Source organism: Scandinavium tedordense, assembly GCF_024764965.1.
GTDB lineage: Bacteria > Pseudomonadota > Gammaproteobacteria > Enterobacterales > Enterobacteriaceae > Scandinavium > Scandinavium tedordense.
The window spans coordinates 67385-86615 of the sequence record NZ_JALIGG010000048.1 but is presented as its reverse complement, the minus strand read 5'-3'; the positions used below and the strand labels follow the sequence as shown (position 1 = coordinate 86615).

Sequence of the window (19231 nt, the reverse complement as noted above, 5' to 3'; positions counted from 1 at the left end):
ATCATTCAGTTATGAGGTCATCCTGACCGTTGTCCGGCGTAAACTCAACCCTTTCAACGTCGGGGAGAAGTCCACGCCAGCCGAAATGTGACATTGCTTGCATCCAGACATCATCGAGGCTCGCCCGGATAACCAGAGGCTCGCCGGTAAACGGGTGCGTGAGGTGCAGTTCGCTGGCGTGCAGCATTAAGCGATCGCAGCCGAAGTTTTCCGCCGCACTTCGGTTCTGGCGCAAATCGCCGTGCTTACTGTCACCGAGGATCGGGTGACGCAGATGGCTCATGTGGCGACGCAGCTGATGCTTACGGCCAGTTTTCGGTTCCAGCTCAACCAGACCGTAGCGCGTGGTCGGGTAACGCCCGGTCGACACCGGCATTTCAACCGTAGCCAGACCGCGATAGTGCGTCACCGCAGGCTGGGCTTCTTTGTCATCACGGGCAAATTTATCCGCGATTTTGTCCAGTTCTTCCACCAGCGGGTAGTCGAGCAATTCCTCTTCCATCAGCCAGCCGCGCACGATGGCGTGGTAGCGTTTCTGAATTTGATGTTGCTCAAACTGCTGTGAAAGACGACGTCCCGCCTCACTCGATAACCCCATCAGCAGCACGCCGGACGTTGGTCTGTCGAGACGATGAACGGTAAAAACATGCTGACCAATCTGGTCACGCACGGTTTGCATAACCACCACTTTTTCATCGCGATCGAGCCAGCTGCGGTGAACTAACCACCCTGACGGTTTATTAACGGCGACCAGCCATTCGTCCTGATAGAGGATCTCGATCATCAGTCGTCCACGCCTGCAAATAGGGTATCAAGCTGCTCAAGCTCCGGCAGGATGATGCCGCGGAAAGGATGGCTCGCATCCATGGCAATTTCGTAATAGGGCGCAACGGCGAAGCTCTGCGGCAGCGGCTGCTGATTGTCAATCAGCTGGTGCATGCGTGGAAGCAGTACCCATTGCAGCCACTCCAGTGGCTCCAGCGTATCCATGCAGAAAGGCTGTGTACTTTCGAAAACGCTGGCGTCAGGCGCGGTGTCCTGCCAGTGCTGATGCTCGCGCAGCTGCGCTTCAATCGCATTCAGGCGCTGGCGAACGTGGTCGTGATGGGTCATGGAAACCTCGGAAAATACGTCGAAATGAAAATCTGTGGCGCAGGATATCATCGGTGGCGAGGAAATAAAAAAAGGGAGCACTGTTTGCACAGTGCTCCCGGTTCGTTTCGCAGCAGTCCAGCTACCTTTGTTGCTCCCTGCTCATCCGTGAAAACTTTTCCTATGGTCTCCTGACCTGTTCATCCATAAACTATTGCATCCTGCTCGCACCACCCCGATGCGATTTGACTTATCCGTAAGTTTGTCCTGATCTTCTTGATCCGCCGGGCGTCCTGACCGGTTCTCTTTCTCCATCCTGGAGGTGTCCTTTAACGCATCCTGCGTAATCCTTTCGCTTCGATCCAGAAGCCTATCCTTGCAGCACCATCCTGGTGTATCCCGCTGAAACGTCATCATCCTGATGTTCGTTTCGTTTAGCGACTCCCTGTCGACGTACATAGAATCCCCTATTACGCTTCGTCTTACAAGACTCTTATAAGACAACTCACCTGTCTATTTTCATATGAAAGCTAAGGTTCTTCACGATAACTCTTTGATAAGAATAGAAAAGTATTCATGCGAAACGGCAATAACAGGCTTACACGCTGGCGATCTCTCACAAGGTTTGTAAGAGATGTCTCACAAGGACACCAGGCATATGGATTACAAAAGAGGCTCAAGATGGGTGAGGAAACTCGCGACAGACGCAGAAAGCGTGGTGCGATTACGGGTGCCAAGGGTCTCAAGGACCACTTCGCCCGTGAGATTACAGACGGAAACCACATCCAGTTCGCTGTCGAGCGTGCCAATAAACAACGTTGGTGGAAGCTTCAGGCGTTTCTGCGTGACCAGGTGACCAATCAGGTTTTCCTGCACTCGCTGAAAATCATCCGGACTCCAGACCTGCAGCAACGTAAGCTTGCGCTCGCCGAACAATGCGGGCATGTCACCGGCAAACTGGCTGGTATAATAAGTTTGAAGCGGCTGTTGTACCACAATGTCCATCGCCCTTTCAACCGCTTCCAGAGTCGGTTCAAGGTTGAACGGCTGAGGCTGCCAGAAGACCGCGTCATCATCGGTGGTCGTCACACAGGGTGAAGGAACGCCATGCAACTCTTCGCTTCGCGGCTGCGTGCCATGCCGCTGCTGCCATGCGTCGCAATAACGTTGGGTAAATGCCTGTAAGGCTCTCGCGGTCTGCTGATCCACTGCTTTCTCTCTCCAGGTCAACCAGGATAAACTCAATCCATAGTCTACCTGCTTTGTGACGGTGAAACATGTCTTCTTATGAAAACCACCAGGCGCTGTCTGGCCTGACGCTCGGTAAATCAACTGATTATCGCGATATTTATGACGCCAGCCTGCTGCAACCGGTACCACGCAGCTTAAACCGCGATCCGCTCGGTCTGCACGCCGGTAACCTGCCTTTCCACGGTGGCGATATCTGGACGCTGTACGAGCTTTCCTGGCTGAATGCAAAAGGATTACCGCAGGTTGCCGTCGGCCACGTTGAGCTGAGCGACACCAGCATCAATCTGGTGGAATCCAAAAGCTTTAAGCTGTATCTGAATAGCTTCAACCAGACCCGATTCGCCAACTGGGAAGAGGTTCGCGCCACGCTGGAGTGCGACCTGCGCCATTGCGCCCAGGGCGATGTGACCGTCGCGTTATACCGTATAGATGAAATGGAAGGTCAGCCGATTGCCCATTTCCACGGTGCTTGCATTGACGAACAGGACATCGAAATCGACAGCTACGAATTCAGCGCCGATTACCTGCAGGATGCTGCCTGCGGGAAAGTGGTAGAAGAGACATTGGTCAGCCATCTGCTGAAATCAAACTGCCTGATTACCCATCAGCCAGACTGGGGTTCGGTGCAAATCCAGTATCGTGGGCCTCAAATCAACCGAGAAAATCTGCTGCGTTACCTGGTCTCTTTCCGCCATCACAATGAGTTTCACGAGCAGTGCGTCGAGCGTATCTTCAATGACATTCAGCGCTTCTGCCAACCTGAAACCCTCAGCGTATACGCGCGTTACACGCGTCGCGGCGGACTCGACATCAACCCGTGGCGTAGCAATACCGATTTCGCCCCGGCCATCGGTCGCCTGGTTCGCCAGTAACATAAATAATTTCAAAATAAAGCGCGGCTTCGGTCGCGCTTTTCCTTGTTAAAATCTAATCGGCAAGGCTATTGTAATCATTAGGGAAGACGTCATTCGTCCCGTAAGGAGTTAACTTGATTACACATATTAGCCCGCTTGGCTCAATGGATATGCTGTCGCAGCTGGAAGTCGATATGCTGAAAAGCAACGCCAGCAGCGATTTGTATCAGTTGTTCCGCAACTGTTCACTGGCAGTGCTCAACTCAGGCAGTCTGACCGACAACAGCAAAGAACTGCTGTCCCGCTTTGAAAGTTTTGAAATCAACGTGCTGCGCCGCGAGCGCGGTGTAAAACTGGAACTGATTAATCCGCCGGAAGATGCCTTCGTTGACGGGCGCATCATCCGCTCCCTGCAGGCGAACCTGTTTGCCGTCTTACGCGATATTCTGTTTGTTTACGGACAAATCCATAACACCGTCCGCTTCCCGAACCTCGACCTGGAAAGTTCGACCCACATTACCAATCTGGTGTTCTCGATCCTGCGTAATGCCCGGGCGCTGCACGTCGGTGAAGCACCGAGTATGGTGGTGTGCTGGGGCGGTCACTCCATCAATGAAAACGAATATCTCTATGCTCGCCGCGTCGGCACTCAGCTTGGCCTGCGCGAACTGAACATCTGTACCGGCTGCGGCCCGGGTGCAATGGAAGCACCAATGAAAGGCGCCGCCGTTGGCCATGCGCAGCAGCGTTACAGAGAAGGCCGCTTTATCGGCATGACCGAACCGTCGATCATCGCCGCTGAACCGCCGAACCCGCTGGTGAACGAACTGATCATCATGCCGGATATCGAAAAGCGTCTGGAAGCATTCGTGCGTCTTGCCCATGGGATAATCATCTTCCCAGGCGGCGTGGGCACCGCAGAAGAGCTGCTGTACCTACTGGGGATCCTGATGAACCCGGCCAACAAAAATCAGGTTCTGCCGCTTATCCTCACCGGACCGAAAGAAAGTGAGGACTACTTCCGCGTGCTGGACGATTTCATTGTGCATACGCTCGGTGAAGCGGCCCGCCGCCATTACCGCATTATTGTGGATGACGCCGCCGAAGTGGCACGTCAGATGAAAAAAGCGATGCCGCTAGTAAAAGAGAATCGCCGCGACACCGGAGATGCATACAGCTTCAACTGGTCAATCCGTATCGCGCCGGATCTGCAACAGCCGTTCGAACCGACGCATGAAAACATGGCGAATCTGAAACTTTATCCGGACCAACCGGTAGAAGTGCTGGCGGCTGACCTGCGCCGTGCCTTCTCGGGCATTGTGGCGGGTAACGTGAAAGAAGTGGGCATTCGAGCGATTGAACAGTTCGGGCCGTACAAAATCCACGGTGACGGCGAAATGATGCGCCGGATGGATAACCTGCTGCAAAGCTTCGTCGCGCAGCATCGTATGAAACTACCAGGCTCAGCCTACATTCCCTGCTACGAAATCTGTTCCTGATCCCCTCTTCCTGACACCAGGGCGGCGCATAACCGCCCTTCTTTCCCTTCCAATGCCAAACGATTGCGTACCCAATGCAACCGACAGATATTCATTTAAATTATGTTATTGCACGCTAAATCTCTGCTTACGTCACTTTTTTCAGCAAAAGATACGTTTTAGTGATACTGAATATTCCTGCTTCATACTGCCAATGATAGCCTTCGCGCCCATAAATCCCCGTTTTATTAAAAAAAGCAGCCGGATGGTCTAATAACCTTCTTTACTGAAGTGTTTTATTGCAATTGGGATCGAGATCACTGATAGATTGATAACTTAAATGTATCTTTCCGGCCGCAAACAATCACGGGCAAAAATCATAAGAAAACCCCGTTTCACACTAATTTATTTTACCGTCAGTAACTTTTTCATTGGATTTGACTAAAAACTGACAAATTGCTTCCTCCAGGAGATATAGATGGAAACCATTCAAACCAGCACCATAGTGTCGACAGAAAGTCGTACCGGATGGCGTAAGACGGATACGATGTGGATGCTGGGCCTTTACGGCACGGCTATCGGTGCGGGCGTTCTGTTCCTGCCGATCAACGCCGGTGTCGGCGGTATGATCCCGTTGATCATCATGGCAATTCTTGCCTTCCCAATGACCTATTTCGCTCACCGTGGCCTGACTCGCTTCGTGTTGTCTGGTAAAAACCCTGGCGAAGACATCACCGAAGTAGTTGAAGAACACTTTGGTATCGGCGCAGGTAAACTGATTACCTTGCTGTACTTCTTCGCTATCTACCCAATCCTGTTGGTTTACAGTGTGGCTATCACTAACACTGTTGAAAGCTTCATGACCCACCAGCTGGGAATGACGCCGCCACCGCGTGCCATTCTGTCTCTGATTCTGATTATTGGCATGATGACCATCGTGCGCTTCGGCGAGCAGATGATCGTTAAAGCGATGAGCATTCTGGTGTTCCCGTTTGTTATCGCGCTGATGGTGCTGGCGTGCTACCTGATCCCACAATGGAACGGCGCTGCGCTGGAAACGCTGTCTTTGAGCAGCGAAACAACCGGCAAAGGCCTGTGGATGACTCTGTGGCTGGCAATCCCGGTAATGGTGTTCTCCTTTAACCACTCCCCGATCATCTCTTCTTTTGCTGTGGCAAAACGCGAAGAGTACGGCGACGATGCTGAGAAGAAGTGCTCCAAAATTCTGGCCTTCGCGCACATCATGATGGTTCTGACCGTAATGTTCTTCGTGTTCAGCTGCGTGCTGAGCCTGTCTCCGGTGGACCTGGCTTCCGCGAAAGAACAGAACATCTCGATTCTGTCTTACCTGGCAAACCACTTTAACGCTCCGCTGATTGCCTGGATGGCACCGATTATCGCCATCATCGCCATCACCAAATCCTTCCTGGGCCACTATCTTGGCGCACGTGAAGGCTTTAACGGCATGGTGATTAAATCTCTGCGTAGCCGCGGTAAAACCATTGAAGTAAGCCGTCTGAACAAGATGACTGCGGTGTTCATGTTGGTCACGACCTGGATTGTTGCGACGCTGAACCCAAGCATCCTTGGTATGATTGAGACCCTGGGCGGTCCGATTATCGCGATGATCCTGTTCCTGATGCCGATGTACGCTATCCAGAAAGTCCCTGCGATGCGCAAATACAGCGGCCACGTCAGCAATGTGTTTGTAATCATCATCGGCCTCATCGCCATTTCCGCGATTTTCTACTCCCTGTTCGGTTAATCCCCGCGCCGCCTACGGGCGGCGCTTTTCTTTCTAGCAATGGACGCATCATGATCAGCGTATTCGATATTTTCAAAATCGGCATTGGTCCTTCCAGTTCCCACACCGTGGGGCCAATGAAAGCGGGTAAACAATTCACGGATGACCTCATTTCACGCGAGATCCTGACCGACATCACCCGCGTGGTGGTGGATGTCTACGGTTCGCTCTCCCTGACCGGGAAGGGCCACCACACCGATATCGCCATTATCATGGGCCTGGCGGGTAACCTACCGGACACCGTTGATATCGATGCAATCCCATCATTCATTCAGGATGTGAACACGCATGGCAGACTGCTACTGGCGAACGGTGAACACGAAGTCGAGTTCCCGGTAGACCAGTGCATGAACTTCCATGCTGACAATCTTTCCCTGCATGAGAACGGTATGCGCATTACCGCGCTGAGCGGCGAAAATATCGTTTACAAACAGACGTATTACTCCATCGGCGGAGGTTTTATCGTTGATGAAGACCATTTCGGCCAGAGCAACAGCGCGCCGGTCTCGGTTCCTTATCCCTACAAAAACGCCGCCGATTTGCAGCGCCATTGCCAGGAAAGCGGCCTGTCGCTGTCCGGCCTGATGATGCAAAACGAACTGGCTCTACACAGTAAAGAAGAGCTTGAGCAGCACTTTAATGCGGTGTGGGACGTAATGCGCAGCGGCATTGAACGCGGTATCACTACTGAAGGCGTGCTGCCAGGTAAACTGCGCGTGCCGCGCCGCGCCGCCGCATTGCGCAGGATGTTAGTGAGCCAGGACAAAACCACCAGTGACCCAATGGCGGTGGTGGACTGGATCAACATGTTTGCGCTGGCGGTAAACGAAGAGAACGCCGCCGGTGGCCGCGTCGTGACTGCGCCAACGAACGGCGCCTGCGGGATTGTTCCGGCGGTTCTGGCGTACTACGACAAGTTTATCCGTGAAGTGAATGCGAATTCGCTGGCGCGCTACATGCTGGTGACCAGCGCGATTGGCTCACTTTACAAGATGAATGCCTCTATTTCCGGGGCGGAAGTGGGCTGTCAGGGCGAAGTCGGCGTGGCCTGTTCAATGGCAGCGGCTGGCCTGGCGGAACTGCTGGGCGGAAGCCCGACGCAGGTGTGCATCGCGGCTGAAATCGGCATGGAGCATAACCTCGGTTTAACCTGCGATCCGGTCGCTGGTCAGGTTCAGGTGCCGTGTATCGAACGTAATGCGATTGCCTCGGTGAAAGCGGTCAACGCCGCGCGTATGGCGCTGCGCCGTACCAGCGAGCCGCGCGTGTGCCTCGATAAAGTCATCGAAACCATGTACGAAACCGGTAAAGACATGAACGCCAAATACCGCGAAACCTCTCGCGGCGGTCTGGCGATGAAGATTGTTACCTGCGATTAAACGCGCATCAGACGCCTCGTTTTGCGAGGCGTCTTCCCGAATTCCCGCCGTTACATAGCCTCATTATCTTCACGGTGTTACCCTACGCGCATTGCTATCAAGGAGGGTAACCGTGGCCGTTCATCTGCTTATTGTCGACGCACTGAATCTCATTCGCCGTATTCATGCAGTTCAGGGTTCACCCTGCGCGGATACCTGCCTGCATGCGCTGCAGCAGTTGCTCCTACACAGCCAGCCGACGCACGCCGTCGCGGTGTTTGACGACGAAGCCCGCAACCAGAGCTGGCGCCATCAACGTTTGCCGGATTACAAAGCCGGACGCTCACCGATGCCGGAAGATTTGCATGCGGAAATGGACAACATTCGCAGTGTCTTTGAGCAGCACGGCGTGCGGTGCTGGGGCTCTGCCGGCAATGAAGCCGACGATCTCGCCGCGACGCTTGCCGTGAAAGTCGCCGGCGCGGGACATCAGGCCACCATTGTGTCAACGGACAAAGGCTACTGCCAGCTACTTTCGCCCACCATTCGCATTCGTGATTACTTCCAGAAACGCTGGCTCGACGCACCGTTTATTGCCCAGGAGTTTGGCGTTACGCCGCAACAGCTCCCGGACTATTGGGGGCTCGCCGGGATCAGCAGTTCAAAAGTGCCGGGCGTGGCGGGTATTGGCCCGAAAAGCGCCACCGAACTGCTGGCACAATTTCCAACGCTCGAAGCGATTTATCAGCATCTGGATGACGTGCCGGAGAAGTGGCGTAAAAAGCTGGGTGAACATCAGGAGATGGCGTTTATCTGTCGCGACATTGCAAGGCTACAGACGGATATTCAGTTAGATGGGAATTTGCAGCAGCTGCGGTTGGTGAAGTAATGTCCCCTCACCCCGGCTCCGATGGCAGTATCGATCGGTCCCCTCTCCTTTTAGGGAGAGGGTTAGGGTGAGGGTTATAGCATAGAACGAATATCTTAACGCTCGTCGCGACGCCCACCCACGGAGGCCCAAAGACGACGTATGTGAACCGTCACTTCTTCGCGGTCGTGGTATAACTGGCGCGCCTGAATCTGCGCATTGATTCCGTGCTCATCGAGCTGAGCCTGAATGTATGCCAGGTTCTGCGACACTTCTTCGTAACGCTTTTTCATCGGCAGCTTCAGGTTGAAAATGGTTTCACGACACCAGCCATTGACCAGCCACTGCGCCATCAGCGCGGCAACCTTTGCCGGTTTCTCAACCATATCGCACACCATCCACGAAATGTTGCTGCGGGTTGGGCGATAGCGGAAACCGTCTTCACGCAGCCAGGTCACCTGTCCGGTGTCCATCAAGCTTTGCGCAATCGGGCCGTTATCCACGGACGATACCCACATATTGCGTTTCACCAGCTGATAGGTCCAGCCGCCTGGGCACGCCCCTAAGTCCACCGCATACATGCCGTTGCCCAGTCGTTCTTCCCACTCATCCGCAGGAATGAAGACGTGGAACGCTTCTTCCAGCTTGAGCGTAGAACGGCTCGGCGCATCGGAAGGAAAACGCAAACGCGGAATGCCCATATAGAACGGGGAGTTGTTTGTCGTCAGCGAGTAACCGACATAGCAGCAGCCCGGCGCGATAAAGAATACATGCACCACCGGGCGCTTAGGCGTGTCATAGCTCGCAAGCACGTTCACTTCACGCAGCGCCGAACGCAGCGGCACAGTGAACTTGCGGCAGAACTTCATCAGCTCTTTGCTTTCGTTGGTATCAGCAACTTCAACACGCAGATCGCCACCTTTCTCAACCACGCCCATCAGCATCCCGACCACCGGAGTGATGCGGTCCTCCGGCGGAAGGTCAGTCAGCAGTTCGCAGGCCACAAACATCTGACGGGCGAAAATCAGTGAGCTGAACGGCAATTCACGGATCAATTTCTCCGCATCATCCGGCTGGTAGCACTCAAAAATCACATAGCCCGAGTTCTCTTTAACTCGGGCAAAACCAAATACGCCAAGGCGAGACGCCTTGTCAGAAATCTCTGCTGCGCACTCTTTCTCAAAACCCTGACGGCTGTAGAGGACAACCTTATTCATGCGCGATACCTTTACGCTTTAAACGAATAGCACCAATGAGCATCAGCACCCAACCGGCGAGGAAGCATACGCCGCCTACCGGAGTAACAAATGCCCACAGGCGTAAATGCGACAGCGCCAGACAATACAGGCTGCCGCTGAAAAATACGGTTCCCAGCGCCATAAATACGCTGCTCCAGTAGAACCAAATACTGATCCGGCGTTGCATAGCGACCGCCAGACCGAAAATCGCCAGGGTATGGAACGCCTGATATTCGAGACCGGTCTGGATCCAGCCCATTTCAACTACGCCGAGCGATTTACTTAAAACATGTGCGCCGAACGCACCCAAGGCAACAAAAACGAAGCCACTGATAGCGGCAAAAATCAGCATGAAGCGACTGGTCATGTCATTACCCTAAATTCATTTATTGTTCGTAACGGAAGCGGAATTTTTCTTGCTCGCTTGCCGCCTTCGCCAGTATCCACTGGCGGAATGCGGCTATTTTACCCAATTCCGCCTGGCTGTCATGGCAAACCAGGTAAAACGCGTTCTTGCTGACCAGCACATCATTAAACGGGCAGACCAAACGGCCCGCCTCAATTTCGGACTGCGCCATCACATTGTTGGCCAGTGCGATCCCTTGTCCATGGATAGCCGCCTGCAGCACCATCGCGCTGTGGCTGAAAATCGGTCCCTGTTGAACGTTGATATGATTTAAGCCTAACTGGCGAGTATACGTTTGCCAATCACGACGAGAAGCATCATGCAATAGCGTATGTTGCGCCAGATCCGCAGGCGTCTTCAACGCCTTCTCACCGGTGAGTAACAACGGCGAACAGACGGGGAGCAGGTATTCTGCATACAATTTTTCGACACGCAGACCGGGCCAGTTACCGCGCCCATAAAAAATCGCCACGTCGACGTCGTCCGCCAGCTTGTCTTCCTGACGGTCCACAGCCTGGATCCTGACGTCGATTCCCGGATAAGCTGAGTTAAAGCTTGCCAGTCTCGGCACCAGCCATTGAATGGCAAAACTTGGCAACATACTGACCGTCAATGCGCCTTTGGCACTGCGGGCCTGCAGTTTACGCGTTGCTTCGGTTAATTGCGAAAAGATCTCTTTGATATCCTGGAAATAGCTCTGCCCTTCTTCGGTCAGCAAAAGCGAACGATTGCGGCGGCGAAAGAGTTTCAATCCCAGGAAATCCTCGAGTGACTTGATCTGATGGCTTACTGCGGCCTGAGTCACAAAGAGCTCATCGGCAGCGCGAGTGAAGCTGAGATGGCGGGCGGCGGCATCAAATACACGTAATGCATTCAGAGGTGGTAAACGCTTCGACATGGTTGTTTTAGCTTAGATGTTAACTAGTTTTAACAATCAGATTACATCATGTAACCCATTAGTTTTTTTTATCTGAGCCATTATAATTTGTCCGTTGAGCTTCTACCAGCAAATACCTATAGTGGCGGCACTTCCTGAGCCGGAACGAGAAGCTTTTTTCGGAATGCGTGTTCTGATGGGCTTTTGGCTTACGGTTGTGATGTTGTGTTGTTGTGTTTGCAATTGGTCTGGAGTTCAGACCTCGGTAGCGAGACTACCCCCTTTTCACTTCCTGTACATTTACCCTGTCTGTCCATAGTGATTAATGTAGCACCGCCATATTGCGGTGCTTTTTTTTGCTTTAAATTCAAGCGTTAGTTATCCATCTCGACCATTTCTTTCACGTCGGTACGGTTGATTTGCTGCTTGTTACCGTTCGCATCTTCATACGAAATCATCCCGGTATCATTGTCCGTTTGCGGCTTACCATCAGCGATAATGGTACGACCATCATTGGTATGCATCACATAGTTGGGACCAGAACAGGCACTCAGGGCAAACGTCAGCATACAGGCAGAAATGATTGCGGCAGTCTTATTCATGTTTTTCTCCTTTAGCGTTTAATGCTGGATTCAAAGCTTCAATTAACAGGCTAAAACAATCGCCTAACATAATTCAGCATAACGCACTGTCAGCACTTCGCCACAAATACCGGAGAATTCCGAGGGTTATTCCTGTCCTTGCCCTGCCGCGAAATATGCGCGACGATCCCCAGAACTGGAATGAGGAAAACCATGAACGCATTCAACCCGGCGCAGTTTCGCGCCCAGTTTCCGGCACTGAGCGATGCCGGGGTGTATCTCGACAGCGCCGCCACCGCGCTAAAACCGCAGACCGTTATTGACGCCAGCCAGCAGTTTTACAGCCTGAGCGCAGGCAACGTACACCGTAGCCAGTTTGCCGCCGCGCAAAAACTGACTGCGCGCTATGAGGAGGCCCGCACGCAGGTCGCCGCGCTGATTAACGCTCCTGATGGCAAAAACATTGTCTGGACTCGCGGCACTACCGAGGCCATCAACATGGTCGCGCAATGTTACGCCCGTCCACGCCTCAAACCTGGCGATGAAATTATTGTCAGCGAGGCTGAACACCATGCGAATCTCGTTCCGTGGCTGATGGTGGCGGAACAAACCGGCGCGCAGGTCATTAAGCTGCCGCTGGGCGCAGACCACCTGCCGGACGTAGAACAGCTTCCCTCATTAATCACCTCCCGAAGCCGCATTCTGGCTCTGGGCCAGATGTCCAACGTCACCGGCGGCTGTCCGGATCTTGCGCGCGCAATCCAACTGGCTCACGCCGCTAGCATGGTGGTTATGGTTGATGGCGCCCAGGGAGTGGTGCATTTCCCGGCTGACGTTCAGGCGCTGGATATCGACTTCTATGCTTTTTCCGGTCACAAGCTGTATGGCCCGACCGGCATCGGCGCACTGTACGGTAAACAGGCATTGCTGGACGACATGACGCCATGGCTCGGCGGCGGCAAAATGATCACCGAAGTCACTTTCGACGGATTCAAAACCCAGCCGGTGCCGTATCGTCTCGAGGCAGGAACACCCAACGTCGCTGGCGTCATTGGACTCAGCGCCGCACTGGAATGGCTGAATGAAATCGATATTGTGCAGGCGGAAAGCTGGAGTCGCGGGCTGGCGACGCTTGCCGAAGAAGAACTCTCGCGCCGCCCCGGCTTTCGCTCATTCCGCTGTCAGGATTCCAGCCTACTGGCGTTCGATTTCGACGGCGTGCATCACAGCGACATGGTGACATTATTGGCGGAGTACGGCATCGCCCTGCGCGCCGGACAGCACTGCGCCCAACCGTTACTGGCGGCGTTAGGCGTCAGCGGCACTCTGCGCGCTTCATTTGCACCGTATAATACGCAGGAAGATGTTCATGCGCTGGTGAACGCCGTTGACCGCGCTCTTGATTTACTGGTGGATTAAATGACAAACCCCGCTCTCGCCGGACACCCGTTCGGCACAACCGTCACGCAAGAGACATTGCGTCAGATTTTTGTCCCGCTGAACCAGTGGGAAGACAAATACCGTCAGCTGATCCTGCTCGGGAGACAGCTTCCTGCTCTGCCGGATGAATTGAAGGCTACAGCTGAAGAAATTGTCGGATGTGAAAACCGTGTCTGGCTCGGCCACACGCGTCTGCCGCAGGGCATCCTGCATTTTTATGGCGACAGCGAAGGCAGGATCGTTCGGGGATTATTAGCCGTGCTGTTGACGGCCATTGAAGGCAAAAGCGTTGATCAACTGCTGGAGTGCGATCCGCTGACGTTTTTCGATGAGCTAGGACTGCGCGCCCAGCTCAGTGCGTCCCGCAATCAGGGGCTAAACGCGCTGCGCGACGCAGTACTCAACGCCGCGCGATCGGATTAACTTTGGCGTTCCGCCTTCGCTAACATTTTCTTCAGCGCATGGGACACCGCGACGAATCCGAACGTTGCGGTCACCATCGTCGCCGCACCAAAGCCGGAGGCGCAATCCATTCTCTTCGGCCCTTCAGCTGTACTTTTCATCGCACACACAGACCCATCAGATTGCGGATACACCAGCGCTTCAGTAGAAAACACGCAGTCTACGCCCAGCTTGCCCTTGCCGTTCTTCACCACGCCGAAATCACTTTTCAGACGCTCGCGCAGTTTTGCAGCCAGCGGATCCTGAATCGTTTTCGCCAGATCGGCGACCTGGATCTGGGTCGGATCGATTTGCCCGCCTGCCCCGCCGGTTGTGACCAGCGGCACTTTGTAGCGACGACAGTATGAGATCAGCGCCGCTTTTGGACGCACGCTGTCGATGGCGTCAATCACGTAGCTAAAGCCCACGCCCATATATTCAGCAACGTTATCCGGCGTCACAAAATCATCGACGACGGTGACGCGGCATTCCGGGTTGATCTGACGAATACGCTCTGCCATCACCTCGGCTTTAGCGAGCCCGACGTTGCCGCCGAGCGCGTGGATCTGCCGATTGGTATTGGTGACGCAAACGTCGTCCATATCAATCAGTGTCATCGCGCCGATACCGGTACGCGCCAGCGCTTCCGCCGCCCACGAGCCTACGCCGCCGATACCAACGACGCACACGTGCGCTTCGGCAAACACCTGCAGCGCTTTTTCACCATATAAACGTGCCGTGCCGCCAAAACGCTGGCGCCAGGCATCGCTAAGAACCACTGACATAAAACCTCAAACTACTTGTTAACCGCTAAAGACATTACCGTTCCCGGCACCTGGTGCGCCACGCAGCACCCAAACGCGACCGTAATGGTTGTACCAGCCAGCACGATGGCCGGCGTCTGCGCCAATACCCTGATAGATGTCGAAGTGCTGACCTTTAATTGCGCCACCAACATCCAACGCCACCATCAGGCGCAGTTCATAGTGCCCGTTAAACTTACCGTTATTATCCAGCTGTGGCACTTCGGCGAGCAAGGTGGTTCCCGGTGGGATAACACTGCGATCCGATGCGACGGACGCGCGGCCGATCAGCGGGACCGCGCTCGCCCCTTTCACCGGCGCGAAGGACTGCGGTTTAAAGAATACGAACGACGGGTTCGCTTCTAATAAAGAACGCACTTCCGCTTCGCTGTGGGTTTCGCCCCAGTGACGGATGGCCTGCATCGACATATCTTCTCTCTTCACTTCACCGCGGTCGATAAGCACTTTACCGATGCTGCGATACGGCCAGCCGTTTTTACCGGAATAGCTAAAGAAGTTAAGCGGGGAGCCATCACCATAATCAATGTATCCGCTGCCCTGCACGTCCATGATGAAGTTATCCATCAGGGAGTTGCTGTAGGCGATTATATAGTTGTCGCTCAGCGCACCCGCGTAGATTTCCGCGCGGGACGGCAGACGGCCGCGTTTCGGCGGCATCCGGTAAATCGGATACTGGAACTCACCCTGACGCGTGTGGCGTGCTTCTACGACTGGCGTGTAATAGCCGGTGAATTGCACGTTGCCGTAGTTATCTGCGCCCTGCATCTGCCAGGTGTCCAGACCATACTGTTTCAGGGTGCGGGTATCGCCCCCGGCTTGCAGCCATTGCTGAATAGCTGAGAACACACCACTCTGGCTACCATAAAGGCGCGGCGATGCATTACGTATCTCGTTAACCTGCTGGGAGAAGTCACCGGCGTTAATCGGTGCGCCAACGGCATCCGGCTGGTTCACCAGGGAAAAAGGCTGGTTGAACGTTCCGTCCTTATATTGTTGACCGCGATCGGTCGGTTTGGAGGAACAGGCCGCGAGCATCGTCATCAGCGCACCTGTTGCCAGAATTTTTGTCCAACGTCCTTTCATGGTCTCTCATCTTCTTTCATCTGCTGAATGCGTGATGAAGATAACAAACCGCCAGGGCTATTGAAATGTGATAACGTGCCACACGACCCATTTTGAGCAAAAAATACGCTACCTGTAGCGTTTTTATACTCTCTTCATGATTTCTGCAAAAAAGGATTGCATCAAAACGCGACCAGCGTATAGTGCGCTTCCACGGACGCGGGATGGAGCAGCCTGGTAGCTCGTCGGGCTCATAACCCGAAGGTCGTCAGTTCAAATCTGGCTCCCGCAACCAATTAAGATATATAAAAAGTATGTAGAAAGGTTTACCTGATGGAAGGGTGAACAATCGGACGCGGGATGGAGCAGCCTGGTAGCTCGTCGGGCTCATAACCCGAAGGTCGTCAGTTCAAATCTGGCTCCCGCAACCAACATATAATATGAAGTAGAAGGTTTACCTGATTTGAGGGTGAACAATCGGACGCGGGATGGAGCAGCCTGGTAGCTCGTCGGGCTCATAACCCGAAGGTCGTCAGTTCAAATCTGGCTCCCGCAACCAACACATAATATGAAGTAGAAGGTTTACCTGATTTGAGGGTAAACAACCGGACGCGGGATGGAGCAGCCTGGTAGCTCGTCGGGCTCATAACCCGAAGGTCGTCAGTTCAAATCTGGCTCCCGCAACCACTTCATGAAATATTAAGCACCTTAACGGGTGTTTTTTTGTCTCTAAAATTCAGCAATCCCACCCAAAAGCTAAAAAAATGACGCCTTCCGGCGCCACTCTCTTCTTTCCTGATGAACTTACCCACGTCGCGCGAGCGTCGCCCCATCAGCAAAGTATGCTTTGATCCCAGCCAGAATCGACTCCGCCACTTCCTGCTGGAAGGTTGCAGTTTTAAGCTTACGCTCTTCTTCGACATTACTGATAAACGCGGTCTCAACCAGAATCGATGGGATATCCGGTGCTTTCAGTACGGCAAACCCGGCCTGCTCAACCCCATTTTTATGCAAGTTGTTCACTTTGCCGAGTTTACCCAGTACCGCTTTACCAAATTTCAGGCTGTCGTTAATGGTCAGAGACTGCACCATGTCGAACATGGTGTGATCGACGTAGCGATCGCCGCTTTTACTGACACCCCCGATGAGATCCGAGGCGTTCTGAGTTTTTGCCAGATATTTTGCCGCGGTACTGGTGGCCCCTTTGGTCGAGAGTGCAAACACCGATGAACCGCTCGGCTGGCGACTGGTAAACGCATCTGCATGAATCGAGACAAACAGGTCGGCGCGCTGTTTCTGTGCCTTGGCCACGCGCACTTTCAGTGGAATGAACACGTCTTCATTACGCGTCATATACGCTTTCATGTTGCCTTCTTTCTCGATAAGCGCCTTCAGGCGACGGGCGATTTGCAGCACCACGTCTTTCTCGCGGGTGTGATATTTCCCCACTGCGCCGGAGTCTTCACCGCCATGACCTGGATCGAGCATAATAACAATCGGCCTGTCGCGCCCTGCTTTACCCGGCTGTGGGCCACTCTGGGCTGGCGGAACCTGTTTATCCAAGTCGCCTTTGTTGTAATCTTCCAGCAGCGCCAACAGAGGATCCTGCACTTCCGTCGCCGTGGACGGGTAAAGATCCATCACCAGACGTTCTTTAAAGCCCGCGACCGCAGCCAGGCCAAACAGTTGAGGTTTGACGTTTTGCTTAAGCTCAAACACCATGCGCACGGTTTGCGGATCGAACTGCCCGACGCGCGCAGATTTGATATACGGATCGTCATCGCGGATCTGCGCACTCATGCCTTTGAGCACCGAGTTGAGATTCACGCCTTCGAGATCGACTACCACCCGCTCAGGGTTGCTAAGCGCAAACTGCTTATATTTCAGCTCATGGCTGGATTCTATCGTCACGCGGGTATAGGTGGACGAAGGCCAGACGCGCACCGCCACCACTCGACTTTCAGCGGCCAGACCCACCTGGCTCACGCTGAGCAACCACATTGCCCCTGCCCCTTTTAATAAGCGACGACGTGTTAATCCTGACTCACTTCCAGACATGCCTCTCCCAAGCAAAAAATCAATTTAGCAATTTATACGGCTGGTTTGACCGAAAACTTTAACTAAACCCGCATAAACTGTCATCTATAAAAGGGTAAACAATCCTGATTCGTTCTAATTTCTAACTGACTTATTGAGGACATTCTTTGAAATTGATACTTGCACTGAGATGCAAAACAGAATAAAAATACAATAATTACGAATAATCATGCATCGAGGTTGTACTGTGGTGAAGGAACGTAGAACCGAACTGGTTGAGGGATTTCGTCATTCTGTTCCCTACATTAACGCCCATCGCGGCAAAACGTTTGTCATTATGCTCGGTGGAGAAGCCATTGAGCATGAGAATTTCTCAAGTATCGTCAATGACATAGGCCTTCTTCACAGTCTGGGGATTCGCCTGGTGCTGGTGTATGGCGCGCGTCCGCAAATTGACGCCAACCTGGCGGACCATCATCACGAGCCGATATATCACAAAAAGACTCGCGTGACTGACGCCAAAACACTAGACATGGTGAAACAGGCTGCCGGAATGTTACAACTCGATATAACTGCCCGGCTGTCGATGAGTCTCAATAACACGCCTTTACAGGGCGCGCACATCAATGTGGTAAGCGGAAACTTCATTATCGCGCAGCCGCTGGGCGTCGATGACGGCATTGATTATTGCCACAGCGGTCGCATTCGCCGCATAGACGAAGAAGCTATTCACCGTCAGCTCGACAGCGGAGCCATCGTGCTGATGGGGCCAGTGGCCGTCTCCGTGACCGGGGAAAGCTTCAACCTGACATCAGAAGAGATTGCCACCCAACTCGCCATTAAGCTCAAAGCGGAAAAGATGATTGGCTTCTGCTCTTCACAGGGTGTGCTGAATTCCCAGGGTGAAATCATTTCCGAGCTGTTCCCGAATGAGGCACAGGCGCGTGTTGAAACGCTGGAAAACGACGGCGAGTATTACTCTGGCACCGTGCGTTTCCTGCGTGGCGCAGTGAAAGCCTGCCGCAGCGGCGTGCGCCGTTGCCATCTTCTCAGCTACCAGGAAAACGGCGCGCTGTTACAAGAGCTGTTCTCCCGCGACGGTATCGGCACCCAAATCGTGATGGAAAGCGCCGAACAAATTCGCCGCGCCACCATCAATGACATCGGTGGGATCCTCGAACTTATCGAGCCGCTGGAACAACAGGGGATTCTGGTGCGCCGCTCTCGCGAGCAGCTGGAAATGGAAATCGACAAGTTCACCGTGATTCAGCGCGATAACACCACCATCGCCTGTGCTGCGCTGTATCCATTCCCGGAAGAACGCATTGGCGAAATGGCCTGCGTGGCGGTACATCCGGATTACCGCAGCTCATCGCGCGGAGAAGTGCTGCTAGAGCGCATTGCTGCGCAGGCCAGACAGATGGGCCTCAGCAAACTGTTTGTGCTGACGACCCGCAGCATTCACTGGTTCCAGGAACGCGGGTTTATGCCTGTGGAAGTGGATTTGCTGCCGGAAAGTAAAAAAGAAATGTACAACTATCAGCGCAAATCGAAAGTGTTAATGGCCGATCTGACCTGATATCCATTCATACGTCGAGCTGCATCTTTGTTGACCGTATT

18 protein-coding genes and 4 tRNA genes are annotated in these 19231 nt (G+C 53.6%); 12 read left to right on the top strand and 10 right to left on the bottom strand.

Annotation, left to right across the window (positions count from 1 at the left end):
* Position 1 precedes the first annotated feature (1 nt).
* The 3 genes from truC to syd all read right to left on the bottom strand — a co-directional run bounded on the left by truC (position 2) and on the right by syd (position 2301).
* The gene (truC, locus tag MUU46_RS03130; protein WP_159758328.1) at positions 2-784 is read right to left on the bottom strand and encodes a tRNA pseudouridine(65) synthase TruC; all 783 of its coding nucleotides are present in this window, start codon (positions 782-784) and stop codon (positions 2-4) included.
* Entirely contained in the window at positions 784-1113 is a 330-nt protein-coding gene (locus MUU46_RS03125) for a YqcC family protein (protein WP_159758330.1), read from the bottom strand. The genes truC and MUU46_RS03125 overlap by 1 nt, the downstream gene beginning before the upstream one ends.
* 642 nt (positions 1114-1755) lie before the next feature.
* Positions 1756-2301: a SecY-interacting protein gene (syd, locus tag MUU46_RS03120; protein ID WP_159758332.1), complete on the bottom strand. Its 546-nt coding sequence runs from the start codon at positions 2299-2301 to the stop codon at positions 1756-1758.
* A gap of 68 nt (positions 2302-2369) precedes the next feature.
* On the opposite strand from syd, the gene queF reads away from it, so the two are divergent.
* From queF to xni, 5 genes are all read left to right on the top strand, one after another.
* A complete protein-coding gene (gene queF / locus MUU46_RS03115; RefSeq protein ID WP_258964740.1) occupies positions 2370-3215 on the top strand; it encodes an NADPH-dependent 7-cyano-7-deazaguanine reductase QueF in 846 nt (281 codons plus the stop codon).
* Between the two features lie 116 nt (positions 3216-3331).
* Complete coding sequence (gene ppnN, locus MUU46_RS03110) at positions 3332-4696, top strand: nucleotide 5'-monophosphate nucleosidase PpnN (protein WP_159758336.1); 1365 nt, start codon at positions 3332-3334, stop codon at positions 4694-4696.
* A gap of 457 nt (positions 4697-5153) precedes the next feature.
* Complete coding sequence (locus MUU46_RS03105) at positions 5154-6440, top strand: HAAAP family serine/threonine permease (RefSeq protein WP_258964739.1); 1287 nt, start codon at positions 5154-5156, stop codon at positions 6438-6440.
* A 50-nt stretch (positions 6441-6490) separates the two neighbouring features.
* Entirely contained in the window at positions 6491-7858 is a 1368-nt protein-coding gene (locus tag MUU46_RS03100; RefSeq protein WP_258964738.1) for an L-serine ammonia-lyase, read from the top strand.
* 112 nt (positions 7859-7970) lie between these two features.
* Positions 7971-8726, top strand: a complete 756-nt coding sequence (gene xni / locus MUU46_RS03095; protein ID WP_258964737.1) for a flap endonuclease Xni — start codon at positions 7971-7973, stop codon at positions 8724-8726.
* A gap of 95 nt (positions 8727-8821) precedes the next feature.
* On the opposite strand, the gene rlmM is transcribed toward xni, so the two are convergent.
* From rlmM to MUU46_RS03075, 4 genes are all read right to left on the bottom strand, one after another.
* Entirely contained in the window at positions 8822-9922 is a 1101-nt protein-coding gene (gene rlmM / locus MUU46_RS03090; RefSeq protein ID WP_159758344.1) for a 23S rRNA (cytidine(2498)-2'-O)-methyltransferase RlmM, read from the bottom strand.
* On the bottom strand, positions 9915-10310 hold the full coding sequence (locus tag MUU46_RS03085) for a DUF423 domain-containing protein (RefSeq protein WP_159758346.1): 396 nt from the start codon (positions 10308-10310) through the stop codon (positions 9915-9917). The genes rlmM and MUU46_RS03085 overlap by 8 nt, the downstream gene beginning before the upstream one ends.
* A gap of 19 nt (positions 10311-10329) precedes the next feature.
* On the bottom strand, positions 10330-11247 hold the full coding sequence (gcvA, locus tag MUU46_RS03080; RefSeq protein ID WP_125352118.1) for a glycine cleavage system transcriptional regulator GcvA: 918 nt from the start codon (positions 11245-11247) through the stop codon (positions 10330-10332).
* A 353-nt stretch (positions 11248-11600) separates the two neighbouring features.
* Positions 11601-11828, bottom strand: a complete 228-nt coding sequence (locus tag MUU46_RS03075; RefSeq protein ID WP_159758348.1) for a YgdI/YgdR family lipoprotein — start codon at positions 11826-11828, stop codon at positions 11601-11603.
* A gap of 192 nt (positions 11829-12020) precedes the next feature.
* Between MUU46_RS03075 and csdA the strand changes: the two genes are divergently transcribed.
* Positions 12021-13226, top strand: a complete 1206-nt coding sequence (gene csdA, locus MUU46_RS03070) for a cysteine desulfurase CsdA (RefSeq protein ID WP_258964736.1) — start codon at positions 12021-12023, stop codon at positions 13224-13226.
* A complete protein-coding gene (gene csdE / locus MUU46_RS03065) occupies positions 13227-13670 on the top strand; it encodes a cysteine desulfurase sulfur acceptor subunit CsdE (protein WP_258964735.1) in 444 nt (147 codons plus the stop codon).
* Here the strand turns inward: csdE and tcdA are convergent.
* On the bottom strand, positions 13667-14473 hold the full coding sequence (gene tcdA / locus MUU46_RS03060) for a tRNA cyclic N6-threonylcarbamoyladenosine(37) synthase TcdA (protein WP_258964734.1): 807 nt from the start codon (positions 14471-14473) through the stop codon (positions 13667-13669). The genes csdE and tcdA overlap by 4 nt on opposite strands.
* Positions 14474-14491: 18 nt before the next feature.
* A complete protein-coding gene (mltA, locus tag MUU46_RS03055) occupies positions 14492-15595 on the bottom strand; it encodes a murein transglycosylase A (RefSeq protein ID WP_159758356.1) in 1104 nt (367 codons plus the stop codon).
* Between the two features lie 197 nt (positions 15596-15792).
* On the opposite strand from mltA, the gene MUU46_RS03050 reads away from it, so the two are divergent.
* From MUU46_RS03050 to MUU46_RS03035, 4 genes are all read left to right on the top strand, one after another.
* Positions 15793-15869 (top strand) — tRNA-Met (locus tag MUU46_RS03050).
* 59 nt (positions 15870-15928) lie between these two features.
* A tRNA-Met gene (locus tag MUU46_RS03045) sits at positions 15929-16005 on the top strand.
* A 51-nt stretch (positions 16006-16056) separates the two neighbouring features.
* A tRNA-Met gene (locus MUU46_RS03040) sits at positions 16057-16133 on the top strand.
* Between the two features lie 51 nt (positions 16134-16184).
* A tRNA-Met gene (locus tag MUU46_RS03035) sits at positions 16185-16261 on the top strand.
* A 117-nt stretch (positions 16262-16378) separates the two neighbouring features.
* On the opposite strand, the gene amiC is transcribed toward MUU46_RS03035, so the two are convergent.
* Entirely contained in the window at positions 16379-17632 is a 1254-nt protein-coding gene (amiC, locus tag MUU46_RS03030) for an N-acetylmuramoyl-L-alanine amidase AmiC (protein ID WP_159758358.1), read from the bottom strand.
* 226 nt (positions 17633-17858) lie between these two features.
* Between amiC and argA the strand changes: the two genes are divergently transcribed.
* Complete coding sequence (gene argA, locus MUU46_RS03025) at positions 17859-19190, top strand: amino-acid N-acetyltransferase (RefSeq protein ID WP_159758360.1); 1332 nt, start codon at positions 17859-17861, stop codon at positions 19188-19190.
* The last annotated feature ends 41 nt before the right edge of the window (positions 19191-19231 follow it).

Excerpts from the sequence above, each read along its gene's own strand:
- truC (WP_159758328.1), bottom strand. The coding sequence starts at position 784 with ATGATCGAGATCCTCTATCAGGACGAATGGCTGGTCGCCGTTAATAAA.
- MUU46_RS03125 (WP_159758330.1), bottom strand. The coding sequence starts at position 1,113 with ATGACCCATCACGACCACGTTCGCCAGCGCCTGAATGCGATTGAAGCG.
- queF (WP_258964740.1), top strand. The coding sequence starts at position 2,370 with ATGTCTTCTTATGAAAACCACCAGGCGCTGTCTGGCCTGACGCTCGGT.
- MUU46_RS03105 (WP_258964739.1), top strand. The coding sequence starts at position 5,154 with ATGGAAACCATTCAAACCAGCACCATAGTGTCGACAGAAAGTCGTACC.
- MUU46_RS03100 (WP_258964738.1), top strand. The coding sequence starts at position 6,491 with ATGATCAGCGTATTCGATATTTTCAAAATCGGCATTGGTCCTTCCAGT.
- rlmM (WP_159758344.1), bottom strand. The coding sequence starts at position 9,922 with ATGAATAAGGTTGTCCTCTACAGCCGTCAGGGTTTTGAGAAAGAGTGC.
- MUU46_RS03085 (WP_159758346.1), bottom strand. The coding sequence starts at position 10,310 with ATGACCAGTCGCTTCATGCTGATTTTTGCCGCTATCAGTGGCTTCGTT.
- gcvA (WP_125352118.1), bottom strand. The coding sequence starts at position 11,247 with ATGTCGAAGCGTTTACCACCTCTGAATGCATTACGTGTATTTGATGCC.
- MUU46_RS03075 (WP_159758348.1), bottom strand. The coding sequence starts at position 11,828 with ATGAATAAGACTGCCGCAATCATTTCTGCCTGTATGCTGACGTTTGCC.
- csdA (WP_258964736.1), top strand. The coding sequence starts at position 12,021 with ATGAACGCATTCAACCCGGCGCAGTTTCGCGCCCAGTTTCCGGCACTG.
- csdE (WP_258964735.1), top strand. The coding sequence starts at position 13,227 with ATGACAAACCCCGCTCTCGCCGGACACCCGTTCGGCACAACCGTCACG.
- tcdA (WP_258964734.1), bottom strand. The coding sequence starts at position 14,473 with ATGTCAGTGGTTCTTAGCGATGCCTGGCGCCAGCGTTTTGGCGGCACG.
- mltA (WP_159758356.1), bottom strand. The coding sequence starts at position 15,595 with ATGAAAGGACGTTGGACAAAAATTCTGGCAACAGGTGCGCTGATGACG.
- amiC (WP_159758358.1), bottom strand. The coding sequence starts at position 17,632 with ATGTCTGGAAGTGAGTCAGGATTAACACGTCGTCGCTTATTAAAAGGG.